The sequence below is a fragment of the Streptomyces sp. NPDC059371 genome (assembly GCF_042751995.1).
In the GTDB taxonomy this organism is placed as follows: domain Bacteria; phylum Actinomycetota; class Actinomycetes; order Streptomycetales; family Streptomycetaceae; genus Streptomyces.
The window spans coordinates 33,721-57,637 of record NZ_JBHYXD010000054.1 but is presented as its reverse complement, the minus strand read 5'-3'; the positions used below and the strand labels follow the sequence as shown (position 1 = coordinate 57,637).

Here is a 23,917-nt window from a genome sequence, read left to right as displayed (position 1 = left end):
AACGGACGCTTCCTTTGTACTCACCCTCTCGGGCTTTCCTCCGGGCGCTTCCCTTCGGTCTTGCGTTTCCGACTCTATCAGACCGTTTCCGTATCTGATTTCCTCGGTGCTTTCCAGGTTCTCGCTTTCGCGTTTCCCTTTCCGGCGAGTCCGACTCTATCAGATCCTTTCGGGCCTGATTTCCTCGGTGCTTTCAAGGTAATCCGCTCTCGCGTTTTCCTTTTCAGCGGCTCCGACTTTATCAGAATCTGGGGGCCGGATTGACCGGCAGCCATTTCTGAATCATCAGGAGGGGCTTCTTCTGAATCGACGTGTCGATTGCTTTGGGAAGCGAGCAGACTCTAACCGCTGCCACCGGACGTGTCCAGTTCTAGGCAACTGTTCAAATCTACCTCCCCGATCGACCCGTGTCAACGGATTTTCTGGGGTGACGAGAAGGCTAGCAGGTCAACAGGGGCCCACGCACATCAGGCGGCCGTCGGCAGAGTGGCGCTTCGCTCGGACTCTGTGACGTCTCCTGTCTCACCGGAGCGTGCCGCGCGACCGCCGAGGACATAGACGTACGCGAGAAAGGCCAGTTCAGCAGCGATTCCGATGCCGATGCGGGCCCAGGTCGGCAGGCCCGACGGCGTGACGAAGCCCTCGATGGCACCCGAGACGAAGAGGATCAGCGCCAGTCCTATCGCCATGCCGAGCGCGGCGCGCCCCTCCTCCGCGAGAGCCGTACGACGGGATCGCGGGCCCGGGTCGATCACGGTCCAGCCCAGTTTCAGCCCTGTCCCCGCGGCGACGAAGACGGCGGTCAGTTCCAGCAGGCCGTGCGGAAGGACGAGCCCGAGGAAGGTGTCGAGCCGGCCGGCCGAGGACATCAGACCGATGCCGACACCCAGGTTGAGCATGTTCTCGAAGAGGATCCAGAGGACCGGGAGGCCCAGGAAGACGCCCAGCACCAGGCACATCGCTGCGGCCTCGGCGTTGTTCGTCCACACCTGGGCGGCGAAGGCGGCGGCGGGATGGCTGGAGTAGTAGGTCTCGTACTCACCGCCGGGGCGGGTGAGGGAACGCAGTTCGTCGGGCGCGGCGATGGCTGCCTGGACCTCGGGGTGAGTGCCGATCCACCACCCGAGGAGGACGGCTATGACCGTGGACAGGAGAGCCGTGGGCACCCACCAGTGGCGGGCGCGGTAGACGGCCGCGGGAAAGCCGTGCGTCAGGAAGCGGGTGACATCGCGCCACGAGGCCCGGCGGGTGCCTGTCACCGCACTGCGCGCGCGGGCGACGAGTTGGCTGAGGCGCCCGGTGAGCTGAGGGTCCGGAGCGCTGGACTGGATCAGCGAGAGGTGGGTGGCCGTTCGCTGGTAGAGGGTGACGAGTTCGTCGGCCTCGGCCCCGGTCAGGCGGCGCTGGCGGCGCAGCAGGGCGTCGAGTCTGTCCCACTCGGTTCGGTGGGCGGAGACGAAGACGTCGAGGTCCATCGTTTTGCCTGCTCCTCGCTGCGCATCTGGGGCTCGTCGTGGATGTCAGCTTGTCCTACTGGGGCGCGATGCGCCCTCAGCTTGGCAGACTGGCGGTTGTCGGGGCAGGTCAGGGGAAGGGCGGCGCACGTGAGCGAGTTGGTGACGGGCGAGGCAGTGGCACTGGAGCTGCGGCCCGCGAAACTGCCGAGCCGGGCGCTCGCCGTGGTGCTCGACCTGGTCGTGGCGGTGACGGTCTACGTCGTCGTGACCATCGGCCTGGTCGCGGCGACGGCCACGCTGGACGACGCGGCACAGATCGCCGTCTCGATCGCGAGTTTCCTGCTGGTGCTGGTCGGTGGTCCGATCGCCGTGGAGACGCTCAGTCACGGACGTTCGCTGGGGAAGATGGCGTGCGGACTGCGGGTGGTGCGGGACGACGGCGGGCCGATCCGGTTCCGGCACGCGCTGGTGCGCGGTGCCGTCGGTGTGGTCGAGATTCTGATGACGTTCGGGATCGTCGCCTGCATCGCTTCGCTGGTGTCGGAGCGCGGGCGGCGGCTCGGTGACGTGTTCGCGGGGACTCTTGTCGTGCGGGAGCGGATTCCCGTGGGGCGCATGCCCTACGTTCCCGCGCCGCCGCCCTGGCTGGCGGGACGGTTCGCGGAGCTCGATCTGTCCGCCGTACCGGACGAGTTGTGGCTGGAGATCCGCCAGTACCTGACGCGGATGCGGCAACTGGATCCGCAGATCGGTGGGGCGATGGCGGAGCGGCTCGCCGTGGATCTCGCCGCCCGTACCGGGGCTCCGGCGCCGCAGGGTGTGCCGGCCGGCGCGTATCTGGCAGCTGTCGTGCACGAGCGTCAGACCCGCGAGGCCCGGCGGACATTCGGTGCCGCGCCGAACGGCTTCCTGCCCCCCGCGCCCGCCGGTTATCCCTACCCGCAGCCCGGCGGACCCGCCGGCTCCCCTTTCCGGCCCCCCGCACCTGCGGGCTATCCCCTCCAGCCCGGCGCATCCGCGGGTTACCCCCTCCAGCCCGGTGCACCTGCGAGCTACCCGCCGTTCCCGCCCGGCGCGCCCGCGGGCTATCCCCTCCAGCCCGGCGCGCCCGCGGGCTACCCCTACCAGCCCGGAGCTCCCGTCGGGGGTCCCCTTCAGCCCGGTACTCCTGTCGGCCGGCCCCTTTATCCGGGTCCCGATGTCCGCTCCGCCCCGCCGGTCCCCGCCGGGTATCCGGTCGCGTCGCCGCAGCCGTCCCCGGCTCCGGTCGGTTCGGCCGGCCCGGCCACCCCGGTCGAGCACGACGACCGGGACAAGCGTCCGTCGACCGGCTTCGCGCCTCCCGCGTAGCCGCCCGCACCGCCGGTTCGGCACCGCAGGTTCGGCACCGCCGGTTCGGCACCGCCGTCAGGTGAACCTCGACGGCGGTGATTCGAGGTGCTCCAGTTCGATGCCGGGGGCCGCGAGCACCACGTCGCCGGCGATGTGCACGGCGTGCTGTTCCCCGGTGTCCAGCGCTGTGACCTGGTATTCGTCCACGGTCAGCGGCCCGTTGTCAGTGGCGTGTGTTTCGCTTGCGATCAAGGCCCAGGACTGGTCGAGGGTGCGCGGGGCGAGGACCGGGTCGGTGAAGGCGACGAGGCGGACACGGGTCGCCGAAGGGGTGGCGGAAGGGGTGAGGCGAAGGAGACGGGCGGTGGCGACGAGGAAGGCGGGAGAGGCGCCGGTGAAGGCATGGGCGGGCACGTTGCCTTCGGTGGCCTCGGTCCCGGTGGGGTCGGTGCGGACCCAGGTCACGCCGTCGAGAGCGGCGCCCCGCACCTGCCAGCCGGCCGCGTGCAGTTCGAGACGGATGGGGCGGCCGAGATCGTCGAGGGCGAGGTCGACGGAGCCGGTGACTGTCGCCGTCGCGGGCTCGGGGAGGCCGTCCGGCGTCGTGCCGGAGGGCGCCGTGAGCTGGGAGACGTAGCGCCAGCCGGAAGGGCCGGGCGCGCAGTGGAAGTGTTCGTCGGCGAGAGGGGTGTGATCGTGCGGATCATGGAGCGAATAGCGGCCGCGGGGCATGGGCGTTCAGGTCCTCATCGGGGACAGGCCCCCGCCGGGACGGCGAGGGCCTGCTGACATCCGGACGCCGAGCGGTGGTACCGCTGCTCGGCGGGCGTGCTCAGTAGCGGTAGTGGTCCGACTTGTACGGGCCGTCGACCTCGACACCGATGTACGAGGCCTGCTCGGGGCGGAGCGTCGTGAGCTTCACGCCGAGCGCGTCGAGGTGGAGACGGGCGACCTTCTCGTCGAGGTGCTTGGGCAGCACGTAGACGTCGGTCGGGTACTCCTCGGGCTTGGTGAACAGCTCGATCTGGGCCAGGGTCTGGTCCGCGAACGAGTTGGACATCACGAACGACGGGTGGCCGGTCGCGTTGCCCAGGTTCAGCAGGCGGCCCTCGGACAGCACGATGATGACCTTGCCGTCGGGGAACTTCCAGGTGTGGACCTGGGGCTTGACCTCGTCCTTGACGATGCCGGGGATCTTCGCGAGGCCGGCCATGTCGATCTCGTTGTCGAAGTGACCGATGTTGCCGACGATCGCCTGGTGCTTCATCTTGGCCATGTCCGCGGCCATGATGATGTCCTTGTTGCCCGTCGTGGTGACGAAGATGTCGGCCTTGTCGACGACCTCGTCGAGGGTCGTGACCTGGTAGCCGTCCATCGCCGCCTGCAGGGCGCAGATCGGGTCGATCTCGGTGATGATCACGCGGGCGCCCTGGCCGCGCAGGGACTCCGCGCAGCCCTTGCCCACGTCGCCGTAACCGCAGACGACGACGGTCTTGCCGCCGATCAGGGTGTCGGTGGCGCGGTTGATGCCGTCGATCAGGGAGTGGCGGCAGCCGTACTTGTTGTCGAACTTCGACTTGGTGACGGCGTCGTTCACGTTGATCGCCGGGAACAGCAGCGTGCCGTCGCGGTACATCTCGTACAGGCGGTGGACGCCGGTGGTGGTCTCCTCGGTCACGCCGCGGATCTCCGAGGCGAGCTGGGTCCACTTCTGCGAACCGTTGGTGATCGTGCGGTTGAGGAGTTCGAGGACGACGCGGTGCTCCTCGTTCTCGGCGGTGTCGACCGAGGGAACCTTGCCGTCCTTCTCGTACTCGACGCCGTTGTGGACGAGCATGGTGGCGTCACCACCGTCGTCCAGGATCATGTTCGGGCCGCCGGTGGGGGTGTTCGGCCAGGTCAGCGCCTGCTCCGTGCACCACCAGTACTCCTCCAGGGTCTCGCCCTTCCAGGCGAAGACCGGGACGCCCTGCGGGTTCTCGGGCGTGCCGTTCGGGCCGACCGCGATGGCGGCGGCGGCGTGGTCCTGGGTGGAGAAGATGTTGCAGGAGGCCCAGCGGACCTGAGCGCCGAGGGCGGCCAGGGTCTCGATGAGGACGGCGGTCTGCACCGTCATGTGCAGGGAGCCGGTGACCCGGGCGCCCGCGAGGGGCTGCGCCTCGGCGTACTCCTTGCGGATCGACATCAGGCCGGGCATCTCGTGCTCGGCGAGGGTGATCTCCTTGCGGCCGAACTCGGCCAGAGAGAGATCGGCGACCTTGAAGTCCTGTCGGTTGTCGACAGTCGTCATGCGAGCTGCTCCTCGGAATCGGGGCGAGGTGGGTAGGGCTGTTCTGCGCGGCGGCGGCACGTTCGTGTCCCCGAGCGGGGCACGGGCGTGCACCGCTCGGGCACAGGAGTGCCCGGTGCGCGCAGCGCAGTCCGTCGGAGGCCCTCTCTCCCTCGGCCGGTCCGCGGTGGGACCGCCCGACCGCCATCAGCAGCGACGTCTGGCTCGGTCACCAAGCTACACCGGTGGAGCTCCCGCTCCCCAGTCCGCCTCCGGACAAAGGGGCTCCCGCGGGCGGGAACCGACGGGCTCGGCCGGGGCGGTGGACGGCGTGGACGGATGCCGGACGCGGGTAAGCCGCCGGGGCCCGTCCGAGTTGTCGGGCGGGCCCCGGCGGCGTACGAGCGGGTGGTGTCAGTGGCCGGCCGGCGTGGGTCCGCCGGGGGTCGCGGCGGGGTCCGGGCCCTTGGCCGCCGCGGTGTCGCTGTAGATGTCCGGCTCCAGGTAGATCACCCGGGCGATCGGGACGGCGGCGCGGATGCGGGCCTCGGCGGCGTCGATGGCGGTGGCGACCTGGGCGGCCGTGTCGTCGTGGCGCACGGCGATCTTCGCGGCGATCAGCAGTTCCTCGGGGCCGAGGTGGAGCGTGCGCATGTGGATGATGCGGGGGACCGTGTCGCCGTCGACCATCGCCGCCTCGATCTTCGCGGTGTCCTCAGGGCCCGCCGACTCGCCCAGCAGGAGCGACTTGGTCTCGGCGGCGAGCACCAGCGCGATCAGGATGAGCAGGACACCGATGCAGACCGTGCCGATGCCGTCCCAGGTGCCGTCGTCCGTGAGCAGGGCGAGACCGACGCCGCAGAGCGCGAGGACCAGACCGATGAGCGCGCCGAAGTCCTCCAGGAGGACGACCGGCAGCTCGGGGGCCTTCGCGCGGCGGATGAACTGGGACCAGGAGTGCGAGCCGCGCAGCTCGTTGGACTCCTTGATGGCCGTACGGAAGGAGAAGCTCTCGGCGATGATCGCGAACACCAGGACGCCGACCGGCCAGTACCAGTGCTCGATCTGGTGCGGGTGCTTGATCTTCTCGTAGCCCTCGTAGACGGCGAACATGCCGCCGACGGAGAACAGGACGATCGAGACGAGGAAGGCGTAGATGTAGCGCTCGCGGCCGTAGCCGAAGGGGTGCTGCGGGGTGGCCTCGCGCTGGGCCTTCTTGCCGCCGATCAGGAGCAGCGCCTGGTTGCCGGAGTCGGCGAGCGAGTGAACGCCCTCGGCGAGCATCGAGGAGGAGCCGCTGAAGGCGAACGCCACGAACTTCGATACCGCGATCGCGAGGTTGGCGCCGAGTGCCGCCACGATCGCTTTGGTGCCGCCTGAAGCGCTCATCTGCTCCTGCTGTCCCTTCGTACGCGTCCGGACCCGTTCGTACCCTGGTACCCCGTCCGGTCCCGGCTTTGCCCACCCTTTGCGGTGGGCCATTCTTGCAGCCCGGTCCGCCGGCGGCGCGCCTCAGGTCCCTGCCGTCGTCCCGTCAGGCGACAACTGTCGCACGGAAGATCGTGCCGGACCCGGACACTTCGGCCTTTTCGCCGGCCGGTACGAAGACCGAGGTGCCGGGGGTCAGGTCGATGCCGTCGGCGCGCACGGAACCCGCGGTGCAGAGCAGGATCTGCGGGGTCTCGCGGGTGAGGTCGCGCGGATCGGCGCCCTCGGCGACGGCGTACCGGGAGAGACGGAACTCGTCGATGGGGGTCGCGTAGACCTCTTCGCCGTCGGGGGACGCCTCCGGGCGCAGGACGCCGGGGTCGGCCGCCTCGAAACGGACCACGCGCAGGAGTTCGGGGACGTCGACGTGCTTGGGGGTCAGACCGCAGCGCAGGACGTTGTCGCTGTTGGCCATGATCTCGACGCCGAGGCCGTTCAGGTAGGCGTGCGGGATGCCGGCGCCGAGGTAGAGGGCCTCGCCGGGCTGGAGCCGGACGTGGTTGAGGAGCATCGCGGCGATGACTCCGGGGTCGCCCGGGTAGTGGTGGGCGAGGCCGGCGTACGGGGTGTGTTCGCCGCCGAGGCGGGCGCAGGCGGCCGTGGTCTCGGTGACCGTATGGGCCATGTCGTCCGGGTCGGCGCTCAGCACCGCCGTGAGGACCTCGCGCAGCGCCGCCTCCTCCGGATGGGCGCGCAGCAGGTCGACGTACGGCTTGAGGGAGTCGACGTCGAGGGCTTCGAGGAGCGCGGCCGCCTCCTCGGGGGCGCGGAAGCCGCACAGGCCGTCGAACTCGGTGAGGGCGCAGATGAGTTCGGGCTTGTGGTTGGCGTCCTTGTAGTTGCGGTGCGGGGCGTCGATCGGGACGCCGCGGCGCTCCTCGTCCTCGTAGCCCTCCCGGGCCTGTTCGAGGTCGGGGTGCACCTGGAGGGAGAGGGGGGCGCCTGCGGCGAGGAGCTTCAGCAGGAACGGGAGCCGGGGGCCGAACTTGGCGACGGCGGCGCGGCCGAGTTCCCGTTCCGGGTCCTCGGCGACGACCTCGTTGAGCGGACCGCGCTCGGTGCGCGAGGGTGCGCCCGGGTGGGCGCCCATCCACATCTCCGCCTGGGGTTCGCCGGTCGGCTCCACGCCGAGGAGCAGGGGGATGGCGATGGTCGAGCCCCAGGCGTAGGGGCGGACGGTGTTGTCGAGGCGGTCCATCGGTGTCTTCTTCTCCATACGTGCGCTGCGCGGCCCGCCGGGGGCGGGCGTCGATCGGAAGCGTGGTGTCAGGGGAGCCTGGCGCGGGGTCCGGCGGTGCGGCGCGCCGGGCGCGAGGTCCTGCCCAAGATCAGGCCCCCGAAGCGAGCGCCAGGTAAACGGCGGCGAAATCCGTGATGGCGATCAGCTCGGCGAGGGTTTCCAGTTCGCCGCCCTCCTCGGGTTCGAGCTCGCTGATCGCGGTGTCGTGGCTGAGGGCGAGTTCGCGGGCGGCGGGGGCAGCGCTGATCCCGCCGATGGGACGGTCGCGGAGCAGCACCACGCGCGCGTGCAGTGCCTGTGCCTCCGTGACGCGGTCCCGGAAGAAGTCGTCGGGGTCCGCCCCCGCGGCGAGCGCGCCCGCGAGCAGCACGCTGTGCGAAGCGAGGGCCTCGGGCAGTTCGGCGGTGAGCGCGGGGCGGCCGGCGAGTTCGGCGAGCGCGGCAGTGAAGCGGCGGCCGGCCGGGCCCGCGGAGGTGCCCTCCGTCCAGATCACCGGGAGCGCCTCGGCCAGTTCGACGGCGAGTGTCTTGGCGGGGTTGCTGTAGGCCGCGATGGCGGGGCCGCAGCGCTCGGCGACGCGGTCGAGGCGGTCGGCGACCTTCTGCAGGGCCTGCGGCGGGGCGGTGACCAGGCCGGTGCGGTCGAGGAGGACGAGCAGCGGAGTGAGCAGCGCCCAGAGCACGCCGGGGGCCGAGGCCCCCAGGGGCTCCTCCTGGTCGTACGGGGCGGTCGCCATCGGTACGAAGAGGCCGTGGCTGCCTTCCACCCACTCGGCCAGCGGGGAGCCGGCGGGGGCGACGGCGGCGACGGTGCTGCCGCGCCGGTAGGCCTGCTCGATGAGCAGTTCCAGGCCGGGTTCGCTGCCGTCGGGGGTGGCGATCAGCAGGAGGTCGACGGGGCCGGCCCAGCCGGGCAGGTCCCAGCGCAGGGCGCCTCCGGCGGGGGCGACGCCGGTGGGGGTGAGCCGGGTGAGGGGGCAGCTCGCTCCGGCGAGGGTGGCGAGCAGTTCGGCGACGCCGGTGGCGGCCATGCCAGGGCCCGCGATGAGGACGGCGCGCGGGCGGCCGTCGGGCTTCAGCTCGGAGATTCCGGCCTCGTTGGCGTGCCGGACCGCGGTGCGTACGCGGGCGCCGGCCTCGGCGGCGCCGCGGAGCAGGGCCCGCCGGTCGGCCCGGGTGAGCGCGTCGGGATCGTCGAGGAGCGATTCGTCGAGCATGGGGTCGGTAGCCTCCGATCGCCGGGGGCGCTTGCGCATGAGCCGCCGGGGTCGCTTGCACGGGGTCGCTCGCGGGAGGGGCCGAGCGGCGCTGGGTCGGACCGGGTGCCGGCCGGGCGTGCGCCGGCCGCCGATCGGGACGGCCGCGTCACCGTCGTCCGTGCGGCGGTGCCGTCGCTCGTCGTCGGGTGTCGTGGCTCGTCGTGCCTGCCGCGCCGTCGGCCCGCACGCGGGGACGGCGCCGCTGTCGCCTCGCGTCGGCGGTCGCGGCGCCGCTGTGCGCGAGGCGGATGCGTCGGTTACGCGGGGCGCCGGGCCTCATCGACCAGGAGTACGGGGATGCCGTCGCGGACCGGGTAGGCGAGCCCGCAGTCCGCTCCCGTGCAGATCAGCTCGGTCTCCTGCTCCTTGATCGGGGCATGGCAGGCCGGGCAGGCGAGGATCTCCAGGAGGCCGGCTTCGAGCGGCATGGGGTGTCCTTCCGAAACGGTGGATGCGGCCTGGTCAGGGTACCGCTGCGGGAAGCCCGGTGCCGGGGCGCGCCCACGGTTCGTGAGGCGCGCCGAGCAGGTGTACGGGCCTCCACGCCCGGCGTCCCCACCGGCACCGGCTCCCGCCTGGGCGGACCCCGCCGGCGCCGGCCCGGCGCCACGGACGCGGCGCACCCAGGTACCCGACCTCGCCGACCTGCCGCCGACCTGCCGTCGGCCCGGCGCGCGGCCGGTACGCGGGTGGTACGCGGGTGGCGGTCCACTCGGCGGGGCGCCGGACCGCGGGAGAGGGTGCCGGGGTGCCGGAGGGGGCTTGTTCCGGGTCAGGATTTTTTCCGGGTCAGGATCTGATGAGTTTCAGGACCTCGTCGCGGAGCTTTGCCATCGTGGCCTCGTCGGGGGCCTCCGCGTTGAGGCGGAGGAGGGGCTCGGTGTTCGAGGGGCGGACGTTGAACCACGTGTCCCCGATGGTGACCGTCAGGCCGTCGAGCTCGTCGAACTCGACGCCTTCGCGGCCCTCGTAGGCGGCCCTGACGGCGGCGAGGCGGGCCGCCTGGTCGTCCACCGTGGAGTTGATCTCGCCGGAGCCCGCGTAGCGGTCGTACTCCGCGACGAGCCCGGAGAGCGGGCCGTCCTGTCCGCCGAGGGCGGCGAGGACGTGGAGGGCGGCCAGCATGCCGGTGTCGGCGTTCCAGAAGTCGCGGAAGTAGTAGTGCGCGGAGTGCTCGCCGCCGAAGATCGCGCCGGATGCGGCCATCTCGGCCTTGATGAAGGAGTGGCCGACGCGGGTGCGGACCGGGGTGCCGCCGTGCTCGCGGACGACCTCAGGGACCGACCAGGAGGTGATGAGGTTGTGGATGACCATGCCGCCGCCGTGCTTGTCCAGCTCGCGGGCGGCGACCAGCGCGGTGATCGCCGACGGGGAGACCGGCTCGCCCCGCTCGTCGACGACGAAGCAGCGGTCGGCGTCGCCGTCGAAGGCCAGGCCGAGATCGGCGCCCTCCTCGCGGACGCGCTTCTGGAGGTCGACGATGTTCGCCGGGTCGAGCGGGTTGGCCTCGTGGTTCGGGAAGGTGCCGTCCAGTTCGAAGTACATCGGGACGAGTTCGAGCGGCAGACCGGTGAACACCGTCGGCACGGTGTGTCCGCCCATGCCGTTGCCCGCGTCGACGACGACCTTCAGCGGGCGGATCGAGGTCAGGTCGACGAGCGCGCGGAGGTAGGCCGCGTAATCATCCAACGTGTCACGCCGTGTGATCGTTCCGGGCGTGGCGTCCGAGGCCGGGGCGCCGGAGTCGAGCCAGGTCTCGGCGAGCCGGCGGATCTCGGAGAGCCCGGTGTCCTGGCCGACCGGGGCCGCGCCCGCCCGGCACATCTTGATGCCGTTGTACTGGGCCGGGTTGTGCGAGGCGGTGAACATGGCGCCCGGCAGGCCGAGCGCGCCCGAGGCGTAGTAGAGCTGGTCCGTGGAGCACAGGCCGATCTCGGTCACGTCGACCCCGCGTGCCGCCGCTCCGCGCGCGAAGGCGCGGGAGAGGCCCGGCGACGACGGCCGCATGTCGTGCCCGATCACGATGGCGTCCGCTCCGGTCACTTGGACGAAGGCGGCACCGAACAGCTCGGCGAGCGGCTCGTCCCACTGATCCGGGACCACCCCGCGTACGTCGTACGCCTTCACGAGCTGCGACAGATCAGCAGTCACGGCCAACCCTCCAGGAGTCCACTTCGGTCGCCCCAAACTACCCGTCCGGGCCGACTGCGGGCGGAGCCCGGCTCGAACGTTGCGCGTCCCAGGTCAGGGCGGCGTCCAGGAGAGGACCGGCGGGCTCTGTCCCACCACGATCAGGCACATGCCGAGCAGCAGTCCGAAACGGAGGAGACCATGACGATCAGGGCGTACGGGGCACAGGTGCGCACGACTTCGCGGCGCGGGTCCCGTTCGTCGAGCTCGTCGCCGCGCGCGCCGGTCGGGACCGAGGCCCGTACGGACGCGGCGGCGGGCACGCGCCCGTGCGGCGGGGCGATCAGGGCGGCACCCGCCAAGGAGGCGCCGATGTCGGCGAGTTGCGCGGAGACGTGGTTCGAGGCGGCGAACTGGACGGCGTCGAGGGCGACTCCGCGGGCGAGGCAGGCGATCGGCGAGGGCGCCGGAAGGTCGGTCAGGTCCGCCAGGGGGCTTTGAGCAACCGGAGATGTTCGCGTCCGCGACAACTTCACGTCCATGGGCGTGCGTGAGTCATCGGAATCGGCATACGAAGGGTGCCGCGTCCGGGAGGGCGGTGATCAGTTCTCGGGCGAGCGCAGAATCCGCAGGTGGCCGCGGCGCGCGACCTCCATCGGGTCGACCGAGCGGGCGCTGCCGCCGGCCTCCGCCGCGCGCTTCTGCGGACGGGCCGCCTCGCGCACCGCGTTCGCCAGCGCCTCCAGATCGTCACCGCTGGGGCGCGCGGGACCGGAGGAGTCGGCGAGGCGGACGACCTCCCAGCCGCGCGGCGCGGTGAGGCGCTCGGAGTGCTCGGCGCACAGGTCGTAGCAGTGGGGCTCGGCGTAGGTGGCGAGCGGGCCGAGAACCGCGGTCGAGTCGGCGTAGACGTACGTCAGCGTCGCGACGGCGGGACGGCCGCAAGCGGTGCGCGAACAGCGACGTACAAGGCTCACGACGTTGGACGGTACCGCACTCTTGAGCGGGCCGCGACGACTCTCCCCCAGGTCACCCCACCGTGTCGTGTTGTGAGACGCCCCACACCGCTTTCGGAGCATCAGACCCTGACCTGGGGCGACATCAGGTGTCGAGATACCGAACAGACCTGAATCCGGTCACCACTTGGTGCGAATCATGCCAATTGCCATGTCAGAGACGGTCTTGGAGAGATACGGATTCGAGCTGAATCTTGACGCGAACGGTCATCGGGCGTCATCCGGAAGACAGGCCGGGCCGGGGACGGGCTGGGGACGTCCGCCCTCCCGCCCGTCGGCCGCCCGTCGGTGACCGGCGCGTGGGGCCGGGCGGCCGGGCCGGGCGGGGACTACTCTTCGTCAGTGATGGACAGCCCCGTACCACCTCGTGCCGCAGCGCCCGGTCCCCGTCGTCGCGACCGCCACGGCAGGGGCATGCGCGGCCCCGTGGCGCCGCCCCAGGTACCGCTCGCGGCGAGCCGTTCCGAGGTCTTCGCGGACCTCGTGCAGGACTCCGTGGAACGGCTGGAGCGACGCTGGCCGCAGCTCGCGGACATCGACTTCATGATCCTCGAAGTCCCCCGCCTGGAGCGCTCGGGCGAGGGCTGGAGCGACGAGGCGGTGCCGCTGGGCGGCACGGTCGCGGCGCGCGAGGGGCATCCCGCGCGCGTGGTCGTCTACCGCCGCCCGATCGAGATCCGCACCAAGGGGCGCGACGAACGCGCCGCCCTGGTGCACGAGGTCGTCGTGGAACAGGTCGCGGAAGTGCTGGGCCTGACACCGGAGACGGTCGACCCGCGCTACGGCGAGGACTGAGACCCGCCCGGGAACGGCCGCTCCGGCCCGGGCGGATCACCGGTCCCGGTCACTGCCCGAGCAGCACCGAGAGGTCCTGTTCGGCGTCCGGCACCGAGACCGTCCCGCGGTCGTCCGGGAGGTTCTGGATGGTGAAGGCCGGAACGCCGTCCTGGCTCGCCGAGAGCATCCGGGAGGCGTAGACCGGGCCTCCTGAGACCGTCTCGACGGTCAGGGCGTACGTGCCCTTGAGGCCGGTCGGAACGGGTGCCCCGACGTTCTGGGTGGTCCCGCCCTTGATGGTGAACGTCTTCGAGACGGCCGTACCGCCCCCGGTGCCCGCGGACGCGGTGACCTTGACCGTGGCTCCCTCGCCGGGGGCGGTCACGGCGAGCGTGGACCCCTTGGCGGTGTTGTCGGCGACCGTCGCGCGCGCGCCGACCGGAGCGGTGGCCGGAATGAACGCGGTCTCCTGACCGGCGCCCTTGCCCCGCACAACCCGCAGCGCGGCGACGACCGGCGCGGACGATCCGGTGGGGCTGAGCACCAGGGAGCCCGCCTCACCGCGGGTGACGTCCCCGAGGTCGACGGCGGCGGTCATGCCGGCCTTCACGTGCAGCGTCTCGTTCCCCGCCGGGGTGATCGTCCCCGAGGGCGAGGCGAGGCGGACCTTCAGATCGGCGTCCGTGTCACCGGGCGCGAAGGCGACCAGGCGCACGGAGGTGGCGTCCTTGGGAATGCCCGGCATGACGAGCGCGCCCGCGGGGTCGGCGGAGGGGGCCAGCCAGTCGCCGCCGGTCTTCGCGTCGAGTGCCTGCACCGCGGCTCCGACCCGGCCGCTGCGGACCTTCACATGCACGGTGAGGTCGGCCTGCGGATCGCTGGTCAGCGTGTTCAGCAGGATCGGTTCGCTGGCGTGCGCCTGGATCGTGATCCCGTCCGCCACCGTGGACTTGAGCGTGCCGTCCTTGCCGTACAGATCGATGTCGACGACCGCCGCGGCGTCGTCCGGGTTCGTCAGATGGACGTAATCGGTGCGCTGCTCGGCGGTGCTGGCGCCCGGGAACCAGAACTCGGTGTCGGGGGCGGCGCAGTTGGTGCCGAGCAGACCGCGCCCGGCACCGGCGGCGACCTCGGTGGTCTCCTGAACCGTCCAGCCGGGCGCGAACTTGCCCGAGGCGACGCCGACGAGGGCGGGCGCGTCGGCGCCCGAGGTGTCGCCGGCCGCCGGCTTGCCGGGCTCCTTGGGCTGGACGACGGGCTTGGCGGTCTTGGCACCGCTCTTCTTGCCGTCGGCCGAGTCGGACCCTTCGGCCGACTCCTCGGCCGCGGCCTGGAGTTGAGCCTTGCCGCTGCCGCTCGCGCCCTCCACGACGGGCGTGAAGGACGTGTACGCGGTGTCCGCGATGTCGGAGGTGCTCGGCTGCGGGCAGAGCAGGCTGGTGCGCTCCACCGGCAGCCGCGCGGCCGTGGCGGACGCGCTGCCGCCGCCGGCGCCGGGCGACTTGAGGCTCGCGAAGCCGGTGACGGCGGCGAGCGCGGTCGCCGCGGCGATCAGGGACAGGGTGGTGCGGTTCACTGCTGGCTCCCGTCGGGGCGCTCACTGTCGGTGCCGTGCGGGGGCCGCGTGGGGTCGTAGGCCGGGTCGTAACCCTGCCCGCCCTGGTCGTAGCCCTGGCCCCGGGAATCGAAGGCCACGCCGTTCGCGTCGTAGCCCTGGCCGTAGTTCTGGTCGTACGCCGCCGTGCCGCCGTAGGCGTACGGGTCGTACTGGCCGCCCTGGTACGGATCCGCCGGGTACGACTGCTGGTCGTAGGCGCCCGCCGGGTACCCCTGCTGCCCCTCGTACCGCTCGCCGCCGTAGGTGTCGTACTCGGCGCTCGCGTAGCTCGGGGTGTCCCATTCGCCGTACGCCTGCTGATGCGGGACGGCGCCGGCCGGGGCCTCCTGGTCCTCGCCCTCGTCCGCGTCGGCGTCGGCGTCGGCGTCCACGGGGAAGTCCTCGTCGAACTCCTGGTCCTCGTCCGGCTGCCCGGACTCCGCCTCGGCCTCGGCCTGGGCGCGCAGACGGCGGGCGCGGCGGCCGTCACCCGTCATGTCCTGGGCGGGTACGGGCTGCTGCTCCTCGGGGAGGTCGTCGTCGATGTCACGGCGCCGCCCGGGGAGGGCGAGCACCACGAGGACCAGGGCGAGGGCGCCCTGGGCCCACAGCCAGGCCGTGTGGCTCAGCGGTGCCTCGAACGTGACGTCCAGCCTGCCGCCGGTGGAGGGCAGCCGGAAGCCCTGGGCCCAGCCGTCGACCGTGGTGCGGCTGAGCTGCTTGCCGTCCAGGGTCGCCGTCCAGCCGGCGTCGGCGCTGTCGGCCAGGCGCAGGACGCGGCCCTCGTCCCCGGTGGGGACCGTGGTGTGCACCTCGACGGAACCGGCGGCGATGGACTCCGGGTCGCCGGACGCGGGGACGATCGCGGCGCGCGAGACCTGCTGGTCGACGCGCCACAGGGCGCTGCCGTCCTGCTGGCTCAGCCGGGACAGGCCCGGGGTGGCGTCCAGGACGCGGCTCACCTCGCGCGGCGCGCCCTTGCGGACCAGGACGTAGCGCACGGCGAAGCCGCCGAGCTGGTCGGCCTGGTCGGCGCCGGAGCCCGCCACGAGGTTGGCGACGACCTTGTCGAGCTTCTTGTTCTCGCCGCCGGCCGCGGCGAGTTCGGCGTCACCGAGACGGGCGCCGGAGCCGCGGACGAGGACGTAGCCGACGTCGGCGGCGGAGCGGCTGTCGAGGACGAGCGTGCGGGCCTGGTCGCGGGTGTTGCTCTCCTCGGCGACGAACGCGGGCACCTGCACCGGGTCGCGGCGCTCGACGGGTCCGTCGGCGCCGCGGATGATCCATCCGGCGGCGACGAGCAGCGGGCCCGCGGCGCAGGCGAAGGCGATGAGCGCGGCCACCGGCTGGCGCCAGCCGAAGCTCTGCTCGGCGACCCGCGCGCGTGCCCCGTCGGAGCCGACGGCGGCGGCGGCGAGCAGCGCGAGGCCGTACACGAGGGTCGCGGGTCCCGCCCAGGTGGAACGGTTGGACAGGGCCGCGAAGACGAGTGCGACGACGGCGACGACCCAGGCGGTCCGGATCCCCGCCTGGCGCTCGGAGCGCAGCAGCGCGGCCAGCGCGGCGAGCACGATGCCGAAGAGCATCAGTCCGCTGACGGTGCCCGGCCCACCGGGACTTGCGCTGAGCAGGTCGAGCGCGGAGGCCGCGCCGGTGCCGTAGTCCAGTCCGGCCTGCTGGAAGAAGCCGAACGGCAGGAGGGTCAGCGACCAGGGGGCGAGGACCAGCAGCGGGGTGCCGAGCTGGGCCAGGAAACGCGGTCCGTAGGCGGGGATCTCCCTGCGGCGCACCACGAGGAGGGCGACGCCGAGGACCAGCGCGATGGGCCACACGATCGGGGTGAACGCGGTGGTGAACGTCAGCAGCAGGGCGTACGCCCAGGTCGCGCGCCAGCTGCCGCGGGCCCTGGAGCCGTGCGCGAGGCCGCTCGCCGCGACGCCCGCGCGCGCGATGAGCGGCAGCAGGATCGCGAGGACGGCGGTGCCGATACGGCCGCCGGCGAGCGCGCCGGTGGCGGCGGGCAGGAAGGCGTAGACGACGGACGCCCAGGCGCGCAGGAGACGGGACTCGACGAGGGGGCGCGAGGCGAAGTAGGCGGCGAAGCCGGCCAGCGGCACGGATCCCACGAGGAGGACGGTGACCGCGAGCCCCGTGGAACCGAGGAGCGCGGAGGCCAGCAGCGCGACGATCGCGAGGTAGGGCGGGGCGGACCGGGTGGAGCCCGCGCCGACCGGATGCCAGCCGTCGAGGTAACGCGCCCACAGGTCGGAGGCGTCGGAGGGAGCGGGCAGCAGCGCACCGCCCGAGAGGGCCCCGCCGCCGAGCAGTTCGCGGCACGCGAGGAGCGAGACGAACAGGAGCACCAGGAACAGCATCGGGCCGGGGTTGCGCGCGATGCGCTTGATCCGGGCGAACTGCTCGATCTCCAGGAAGTCGCCGTCGTCGCCGCCCGGTCCGGACTCGACGGCGCCTCCGTGCCGTCCGGCGCCGGTGACGGCATCGGGGTCGGAGTCGCTCATCAGGTTGCCGGCGACCTGCTCGATCGTGGCCCGCACGGTGGCGCCCGCGGGCGGGAACAGGGGCCGCAGTTCATCCTTGTCGACCTGCGGGCGGCCGCGCCTGCGCCGGCCGGCGATGATCCGCTCGGGGCGCAGCAGGGTGCCCAGGAGGCCGCGGATCTCATCGACGGCCTGTCCGGGGACCTTGCCCACGAGGTAGGCGAGGGTGCGCACCAGGGTGCCGAGGACGAGGCGGATCAGGATCCAGGGGAGCTGCGCCGTACGGGCATTGACGAGGAGGGTGTAGACGGCGCCCGCTTTGTCGACCTTGTGCGGGGACGCGGAGGTGCGGCCCACACAGTCGACGGCGCGGCGCTCGCGGGAGGCCGCCTCGGCGTGCCGGACGACGGCTTCCGGGGCGACGAGCACCCGGTGGCCGGCGGCCTGGGCGCGCCAGCACAGGTCGACGTCGTCGCGCATCAGGGGCAGTCGGCGGTCGAAGCCGCCGAGTTCCTCGAAGACGTCGCGGCGGATCAGCATGCCCGCGGTGGACACGGACAGCACCGGGTGGACGTGGTCGTGCTGTCCCTGGTCCTGCTCTCGCCGGTCCAGACCGGTCCAGCGGCGGCCCGAGTTGGCGATGGTGACGCCGACCTCGAGGAGCTGCCGGCGGTCGTACCAGCCGCGGAGCTTGGGGCCGACGACGGCCACGTCCTGGCCGAGCTCCCGCTCGTTCTCCACGACGCGCAGGAGCTGGGCCAGGGCGTCGGGCTCGGGGGCGCTGTCGTCGTGCAGCAGCCAGAGCCATTGCTCGGGCTCGCCGTGCGGGAGCTCCGGCAGGTCGTAGGTGTCGTCGCGCCAGCTGCGGGTGACGGGGTCCCAGCCGCTCGGACGCTTGAGGTAGGGCAGGTCGTCCGGGGTGAGCTCGGGGGCGGTGCGGGACACCTCCTCGACGGCCTGGCCGAAGCCGGTGCGCCGCGCCAGGTGGAGCACGCGGTCGGCGCCGAGCGCCTCGGTGAGCAGTTCGGCGGACGCGTCCGCGCTGCCGGTGTCGGCCGCCATCGCGTTCTGCACGGGGCGGTCCTGGCCGAGCAGCCCGGCGAGCGCCTGTGGCAGCCAGCGGGCGCCGTCGTGGGAGACGAGCACCGCGGTCACCACGTGGCGCGGGAACTCAGGGGCGGCAGCGGCGTCGTTACTGGCTGCCGAAAGGCTGTGCACGGACATCGAGGTACGGGCCCCGGTTCGATGGACTGCGGTGGACGTCTGTGTCCGGCGGGGACAGCGGGACGTCTCGGACGAGGGCCCACACTAACGGCTGGGAAAGACGGCGGCCCGCCGCCTGTGGATAACCCACGTGCGCCGGGCCGTTCCTTACGTAAGTGTGTGTGCCGTTTGGTCAGTGGCACCCGCGGGTGGGGACCGGTGTTCCGCGTCCGCTCGTCCGTGCGGCCTTTCTCAGACAGCGGCCTTCTTCAGACGACGCCGTTCCCGCTCGGACAGACCGCCCCAGATGCCGAACCGTTCGTCGTTGGCGAGCGCGTATTCGAGGCACTCGGAGCGGACCTCACAGGCCAGGCAGACCTTCTTGGCCTCGCGGGTGGAGCCGCCCTTCTCGGGAAAGAAGGACTCGGGGTCGGTCTGGGCGCACAGCGCGCGCTCCTGCCAGCCGAGTTCCTCGTCCGCGTCGTCGACCAGCAGTTGCTGCACCAGCTCGGTCATGTGCGCCCCTCGTCTGTCTTTCGCGTCCCCGTGATGCTGCCGTTACCGATTTCGGCTGAACGACACGAGTGAAATTACAAGTGTGCCGATCCGGGCCAGTCAAGCCGAGATCTGCTATTGGGCCCCTTATTCACTCTGCGGAACCAAGGCTATGCGGAAAGTGTTCAAATCGGCATAAACCCTGACAGCCCAAGAGGCCAGGTCAGACGCCCGCCCCCTCACAGAGGAGGACGTCCAGGCGTTCGATCTCGTTCCGACGCAGACCCCGAAGCGAAACTGATCACATTTAGATCACGGGTCCGCGGCGAGGTTTGTTCACCCGGTTGTGCGCCATGTGTCCGGGGAGTCGCCTGAACAAACCTTTCGCCTGTCAGATGAACCGGATGAGGTGAAACATCTCCCACATACCGGACATGCAGTTGACAGTCGAGGTGTGAACCGGTGTCCTTGTGGGCATGCTCGCTCACTCGGCATTCACCTCGACCCGCACCGCCGGGTCCCTCGGTGCCGCCCGCGCGCGCTGTAGCTGTTGTTGCTGTTCCAGCTGTTGAGCCCTACCGCGCTCCGGCTGCCTCGCCGCCACTGAGGCGAATCCGCCCCCACTGCCCGCACCAGGGCTCCTCCCGCTCCTGACCAGGGCGGAACCCCCGCCCGCGACCCGGGCGGAAACGGCAAGCGACACCCCAGCACTCTCCCGCCGAGGAACCACCGCACCCATGAACAGCGACAGCGACCTCCAGATCGCCGGCGACATCCTCGAAGTCCCGCACCTGCTCCAGCCGCCGCGCGAACACCCCTCCACCGTGGCCGAGTTCGCCGGCCTGGCGCGCTCCATCGCCGCAGACCGCTCCCAGTGGGAACACCTCGTCCGCTACGACGCCGCCTCGCGCTGGTACCACCGGCTGCGCACGGGGCCCGGCTACGAGGTGTGGCTCCTGTCCTGGGTGCCCGGACAGGGCAGCGGGCTGCACGACCACGGCGGCTCCTCCGGCGTGCTGACGGTCCTCGACGGCGCGCTGACCGAGCACACGGAGCGCGGCACGCGCGCCCTGGGCTCCGGCGCGCAGCGCGTGTTCGCGCCCGGCTACGTCCACGAGGTCGTCAACGACACGCTCGAACCGGCCGTCAGCCTGCACGTCTACTACCCGGGCCTCGTCGAGATGCCGATGCACGCGGCGCGTTGCGCGGTCGCCGAAACGGTGTGACACGTTCGCGCCGGACGGCGGCCCGCCGTCGCCGGAGTCCCGCGACCGGCTGACGCGTTGTCGTACCCGCCTGCGAGACTGAACCCCATGCGCATTGTGGTTCTGGCAGGCGGTATCGGTGGTGCACGGTTCCTGCGTGGTCTCCAGCGGGCCGTGCCGGACGCGGACATCACGGTCATCGGCAACACCGGCGACGACATCCACCTCTTCGGGCTGAAGGTCTGCCCGGACCTCGACACGGTGATGTACACGCTCGGCGGGGGCATCAACGAGGAGCAGGGCTGGGGGCGGGCCGACGAGACCTTCCATCTGAAGGAGGAGCTCGCGGCGTACGGGCTCGGACCCGAGTGGTTCGGGCTCGGCGACCGGGACTTCGCGACGCACATCGTGCGGACGCAGATGCTGGGCGCCGGCTATCCGCTCAGCGCCGTCACGGAAGCCCTGTGCGACCGGTGGAAGCCGGGCGTGCGTCTCATCCCCATGTCCGACGACCGGGTCGAGACCCATGTCGCCGTGACACTGCCGGAGGGCGACCCGGCCGGGGCCGCCGGCGAGCGCAAGGTGATCCATTTCCAGGAGTACTGGGTGCGGCTGCGGGCCTCCGTGCCGGCCGAGGCGATCGTGCCGGTCGGCGCCGAACAGGCGAAGCCCGCTCCCGGGGTGCTGGAGGCCATCGCCGGGGCGGACGTCATCCTCTTCCCCCCGTCCAACCCCGTCGTCTCCGTCGGCACGATCCTCGCCGTGCCCGGTATCCGCGAGGCCATCGCCGAGGCGGGCGTGCCGGTCGTCGGCCTCTCCCCCATCGTCGGTGACGCGCCCGTGCGCGGCATGGCCGACAAGGTGCTGGCCGCGGTGGGCGTCGAGTCGACCGCCGCGGCGGTCGCCGAACACTACGGCTCGGGCCTCCTGGACGGCTGGCTCGTCGACACGGTCGACGCCTCCGCCGCGGAGCGCGTCGAGGCGGCCGGCATCCGCTGCCGAGCCGTACCCCTGATGATGTCCGACCTCGACGCGACCGCGCGGATGGCGCGGGAGGCGCTGGCACTGGCGGAGGAGGTTCGGACGCCGTGAGCACCATGGACGCGGCGGTTCCCGGCGAGGCCGGGCCCGCCGGAACACACACCGGCGGGGAACACCGGGAGCGGCCCGCCGACGCGGGCTACCGGGTGTGGGCGCCGGCCGGACTTCCCGAGGTGCGCCAGGGGGACGACCTGGCGAAACTCATCGCGACGGCCGGGCCCGGGCTCGCGGACGGGGACGTGCTGCTCGTCACCTCCAAGATCGTGTCGAAGGCTGAGGGCCGGACGGTCGAGGCCGCCGACCGTGAGGACGCCATCGACGCCGAGACCGTCCGGGTCGTGGCACGGCGCGGCATGCTGCGGATCGTCGAGAACCGGCAGGGTCTCGTGATGGCCGCCGCCGGGGTCGACGCCTCCAACACCCCCGCCGGGACCGTACTGTTGCTGCCCGAGGACCCCGACGCCTCGGCGCGGGCGATCCGTGAGGGACTGCGGGACGCGCTCGGCGTCGACGTCGGTGTGGTGATCACGGACACCTTCGGGCGGCCGTGGCGCACCGGGCTCACCGACGTCGCCATCGGCGCCGCGGGCGTCCGGGTGCTGGACGACCTGCGCGGCCGCACCGACGCGCACGGCAACCCGCTGAACGCGACCGTCGTGGCCCTCGCCGACGAGCTGGCCGCCGCCGGTGACCTGGTCAAGGGCAAGGCCTCCGGGCTGCCCGTCGCCGTCGTGCGCGGGCTGGCGCACCTGGTGGCCGAGGGGGACGACACGGGGGCGCGGGCGATGGTGCGCGACGCGCGGGACGACATGTTCCGCCTCGGCACCTCGGAGGCCGTACGGGAGGCCGTGACCCAGCGGCGTACGGTACGGGCCTTCACCGACGAACCCGTCGACCCCGGTGCCGTGCGCCGCGCGGTCGCGGCGGCGGTGACCGCTCCCGCGCCGCACCACACCACGCCCTGGCGGTTCGTGCTCCTGGAGTCCGAGCGGTCGCGGACGCGGCTGCTCGACGCCATGCGGGACGCGTGGATCGCGGATCTGCGGGGCGACGGGAAGAGCGAGGAGTCCATCTCCAAGCGGGTCCGGCGGGGCGACGTGCTGCGCAAGGCGCCGTACCTCGTGGTGCCGTGCCTCGTCATGGACGGGTCGCACACATACGGCGACGTGCGGCGCGACGGCGCCGAGCGCGAGATGTTCGTGGTCGCCACCGGGGCGGGCGTGCAGAACTTCCTGGTCGCGCTGGCCGGGGAGCGGCTGGGCTCCGCGTGGGTGTCGTCGACGATGTTCTGCCGTGACGTCGTCCGTGAGGTGCTGGAGCTGCCGGAGAACTGGGACCCGATGGGGGCCGTGGCCGTCGGACACGCGGCGGAGGAGCCGAGGGCCCGGCCGGAGCGGGACGCTGCCGCTTTCGTCGAGGTGCGGTGACTGGCGGGGCGCCTTCGCAGTGGGGCTGAGGGTTCGGTCCGGGGCTCGGAGGGCGCCATCGGTCTTTGGGGACGCCGGTCCGACCCGGCGGGGGCCGGTCTGGGCCTGGACGGCCTCGGTCTGATCCGGGTGACGGCCCGGTCCCGGCGAAGGCGGGCGGTCCCGGCGGTCCGGTTCGGGTGGTCCAGGTGGTCCCGGCGGTCCGGTTCGGGCGGTCCCGGCGGTCCGGTTCGGGTGGAGGGGCGTCCGGTTCTGGAGGGAGCGCCTACCCTCGTAAGGCAGCCCGAGTATCCCTAGGACCTCATCCGTGTCTGGACGTTTCGCTCCCCGGCCGACGCGCACGACCGTGCGCGGCGGTCATGTCGTGGTGCCCGGCGGGACTCCCGGCGGTGTGGCGGGCGGAGTGCCCCATCAAGCGGCCGAGCCCGGACGCGTCCGTACCTGGACCCCCGACGGGCCGCTGGATCTCGGGCTCGTCCTCGGACCGCTGCGCCGCGGACCGGGCGATCCGACGTTCCGCACGACGCCCGACGGCTCCGTCTGGCGGACCAGCCGAACGCCCGCCGGGCCGGGAACGCTGCGGGTCGCCCTGCGCGACGGGGTGGCCCGGGGCACGGCCTGGGGACCGGGGGCCGATTGGCTCCTCGACCGGCTCCCCGACCTGCTCGGCGCCGCCGACGATCCCGGAGCCTTCGAGCCACGGCACCGGCTGGTCGCGCTCGCCCGGCATCGGCGGCCCGGTCTGAGACTGGTGCGGACCGGGCTCGTGATGGAGTCGCTGATCCCGTCAGTCCTGGAGCAGAAGGTCACCACCGACGAGGCCTACCGGGCGTGGCGGTTGCTCGTCCGGACGTTCGGGGAGCCGGCGCCGGGGCCCGCTCCCGAGCGGATGTACGTCATGCCCGCGCCGCGGACGTGGGCGCTGATCCCGTCCTGGGAGTGGCACCGGGCCGGGGTCGACGACAAGCGGGCCGCGACGATTCTGCGGGCCGTACGGGTCGCCGCGCGGCTGGAGGAGGCCGTCGGGTTCGATCCCGTGCGGGCGCGACGGCGGCTGGAGCTGGTGCCCGGTGTCGGGCCGTGGACGTCCGCGGAGGTCGTGCAGCGGAGTCATGGTTCGGCGGATTCCGTCACCGTGGGGGATCTGCATCTGCCGGGGATCGTGGGGTGGGCGTTGGCGGGGGACCGGGACGCGGACGACTCCGTCATGCTGGAGTTGTTGGAGCCGTATGCCGGGCAGCGGCATCGGGCCGCTCGGTTGATTCTGCTCTCCGGGCGTACGCCGCCGCGGCGTACGCCGAAGATGCCGCGTACGGACATCGGGCTGCTCTAGGCCGGCTTTGGCGAACTTCGGGGTTCGGCGCTCCTCCGCCCGTGCCACGCCCGTGCCGCCTCTCCGCCCATGCCAGGTCCTCCGCACAGACGGTTTTCGCCCCCCCCCCCCCCCCCCCCTCCCCGGCCCCGGGGGGGGGGGGGGGGGGCCC

Annotated in this window: 19 protein-coding genes and 1 pseudogene; 7 read left to right on the top strand and 13 right to left on the bottom strand. The window is 72.3% G+C overall.

Features of this window, described 5'->3' with window-relative positions; all coding sequences use genetic code 11:
- Positions 1-264 (top strand): hypothetical protein (locus ACFXGX_RS26685; RefSeq protein WP_384795686.1); only part of this gene is annotated, 264 nt, incomplete at its 5' end.
- A gap of 203 nt (positions 265-467) precedes the next feature.
- On the opposite strand, the gene ACFXGX_RS26680 is transcribed toward ACFXGX_RS26685, so the two are convergent.
- Complete coding sequence (locus ACFXGX_RS26680; RefSeq protein WP_384795684.1) at positions 468-1,475, bottom strand: stage II sporulation protein M; 1,008 nt, start codon at positions 1,473-1,475, stop codon at positions 468-470.
- 129 nt (positions 1,476-1,604) lie between these two features.
- Here ACFXGX_RS26680 and ACFXGX_RS26675 point away from each other — a divergent pair, with 129 nt between their 5' ends.
- Positions 1,605-2,807 carry an RDD family protein gene (locus tag ACFXGX_RS26675; protein WP_384795682.1) on the top strand — a complete coding sequence of 401 codons (1,203 nt, stop codon included), beginning with the start codon at positions 1,605-1,607 and terminating at the stop codon, positions 2,805-2,807.
- A gap of 57 nt (positions 2,808-2,864) precedes the next feature.
- Here ACFXGX_RS26675 and ACFXGX_RS26670 read toward each other — a convergent pair whose 3' ends face one another.
- The 9 genes and pseudogenes from ACFXGX_RS26670 to ACFXGX_RS26630 all read right to left on the bottom strand — a co-directional run bounded on the left by ACFXGX_RS26670 (position 2,865) and on the right by ACFXGX_RS26630 (position 12,253).
- Positions 2,865-3,521, bottom strand: a complete 657-nt coding sequence (locus tag ACFXGX_RS26670; protein WP_384795681.1) for a hypothetical protein — start codon at positions 3,519-3,521, stop codon at positions 2,865-2,867.
- Between the two features lie 100 nt (positions 3,522-3,621).
- A complete protein-coding gene (gene ahcY, locus ACFXGX_RS26665; RefSeq protein ID WP_384795679.1) occupies positions 3,622-5,079 on the bottom strand; it encodes an adenosylhomocysteinase in 1,458 nt (485 codons plus the stop codon).
- Between the two features lie 393 nt (positions 5,080-5,472).
- Positions 5,473-6,447 (bottom strand): cation diffusion facilitator family transporter, encoded by a 975-nt coding sequence (locus ACFXGX_RS26660; protein WP_384795677.1) that lies wholly within the window; start codon positions 6,445-6,447, stop codon positions 5,473-5,475.
- A gap of 145 nt (positions 6,448-6,592) precedes the next feature.
- Complete coding sequence (gene manA / locus ACFXGX_RS26655; RefSeq protein WP_384795675.1) at positions 6,593-7,744, bottom strand: mannose-6-phosphate isomerase, class I; 1,152 nt, start codon at positions 7,742-7,744, stop codon at positions 6,593-6,595.
- Between the two features lie 130 nt (positions 7,745-7,874).
- The gene (locus ACFXGX_RS26650) at positions 7,875-9,002 is read right to left on the bottom strand and encodes an SIS domain-containing protein (RefSeq protein ID WP_384795673.1); all 1,128 of its coding nucleotides are present in this window, start codon (positions 9,000-9,002) and stop codon (positions 7,875-7,877) included.
- Between the two features lie 299 nt (positions 9,003-9,301).
- Positions 9,302-9,472, bottom strand: a complete 171-nt coding sequence (locus ACFXGX_RS26645; protein ID WP_355767387.1) for a Trm112 family protein — start codon at positions 9,470-9,472, stop codon at positions 9,302-9,304.
- A gap of 361 nt (positions 9,473-9,833) precedes the next feature.
- Complete coding sequence (locus ACFXGX_RS26640; protein WP_384795670.1) at positions 9,834-11,195, bottom strand: phosphomannomutase/phosphoglucomutase; 1,362 nt, start codon at positions 11,193-11,195, stop codon at positions 9,834-9,836.
- Positions 11,196-11,359: 164 nt separating this feature from the next.
- Positions 11,360-11,629: pseudogene (locus tag ACFXGX_RS26635) on the bottom strand (L-lactate permease); the annotation flags it as partial.
- A gap of 147 nt (positions 11,630-11,776) precedes the next feature.
- The gene (locus ACFXGX_RS26630; RefSeq protein WP_384795669.1) at positions 11,777-12,253 is read right to left on the bottom strand and encodes a DUF3499 domain-containing protein; all 477 of its coding nucleotides are present in this window, start codon (positions 12,251-12,253) and stop codon (positions 11,777-11,779) included.
- A 282-nt stretch (positions 12,254-12,535) separates the two neighbouring features.
- On the opposite strand from ACFXGX_RS26630, the gene ACFXGX_RS26625 reads away from it, so the two are divergent.
- Positions 12,536-12,985, top strand: coding sequence for a metallopeptidase family protein (locus tag ACFXGX_RS26625; protein WP_355767411.1), 450 nt, complete (start codon positions 12,536-12,538; stop codon positions 12,983-12,985).
- 49 nt (positions 12,986-13,034) lie between these two features.
- On the opposite strand, the gene ACFXGX_RS26620 is transcribed toward ACFXGX_RS26625, so the two are convergent.
- The 3 genes from ACFXGX_RS26620 to ACFXGX_RS26610 all read right to left on the bottom strand — a co-directional run bounded on the left by ACFXGX_RS26620 (position 13,035) and on the right by ACFXGX_RS26610 (position 18,781).
- A complete protein-coding gene (locus tag ACFXGX_RS26620; RefSeq protein WP_384795667.1) occupies positions 13,035-14,543 on the bottom strand; it encodes a DUF5719 family protein in 1,509 nt (502 codons plus the stop codon).
- Positions 14,540-18,286: a glycosyltransferase gene (locus ACFXGX_RS26615; protein WP_384795665.1), complete on the bottom strand. Its 3,747-nt coding sequence runs from the start codon at positions 18,284-18,286 to the stop codon at positions 14,540-14,542. Before ACFXGX_RS26615 ends, ACFXGX_RS26620 begins: the two co-directional genes overlap by 4 nt.
- Before the next feature lie 231 nt (positions 18,287-18,517).
- Positions 18,518-18,781 (bottom strand): WhiB family transcriptional regulator, encoded by a 264-nt coding sequence (locus ACFXGX_RS26610; protein WP_003975777.1) that lies wholly within the window; start codon positions 18,779-18,781, stop codon positions 18,518-18,520.
- A 716-nt stretch (positions 18,782-19,497) separates the two neighbouring features.
- Between ACFXGX_RS26610 and ACFXGX_RS26605 the strand changes: the two genes are divergently transcribed.
- The 4 genes from ACFXGX_RS26605 (at position 19,498) to ACFXGX_RS26590 (ending at position 23,766) form a co-directional block, all read left to right on the top strand.
- Positions 19,498-19,986 (top strand): cysteine dioxygenase, encoded by a 489-nt coding sequence (locus tag ACFXGX_RS26605; RefSeq protein ID WP_384795663.1) that lies wholly within the window; start codon positions 19,498-19,500, stop codon positions 19,984-19,986.
- A gap of 87 nt (positions 19,987-20,073) precedes the next feature.
- The gene (gene cofD, locus ACFXGX_RS26600) at positions 20,074-21,057 is read left to right on the top strand and encodes a 2-phospho-L-lactate transferase (RefSeq protein ID WP_384795661.1); all 984 of its coding nucleotides are present in this window, start codon (positions 20,074-20,076) and stop codon (positions 21,055-21,057) included.
- 5 nt (positions 21,058-21,062) lie between these two features.
- A complete protein-coding gene (locus ACFXGX_RS26595; protein WP_384795690.1) occupies positions 21,063-22,433 on the top strand; it encodes a coenzyme F420-0:L-glutamate ligase in 1,371 nt (456 codons plus the stop codon).
- Positions 22,434-22,740: 307 nt separating this feature from the next.
- On the top strand, positions 22,741-23,766 hold the full coding sequence (locus tag ACFXGX_RS26590) for a DNA-3-methyladenine glycosylase family protein (protein ID WP_384795659.1): 1,026 nt from the start codon (positions 22,741-22,743) through the stop codon (positions 23,764-23,766).
- The last annotated feature ends 151 nt before the right edge of the window (positions 23,767-23,917 follow it).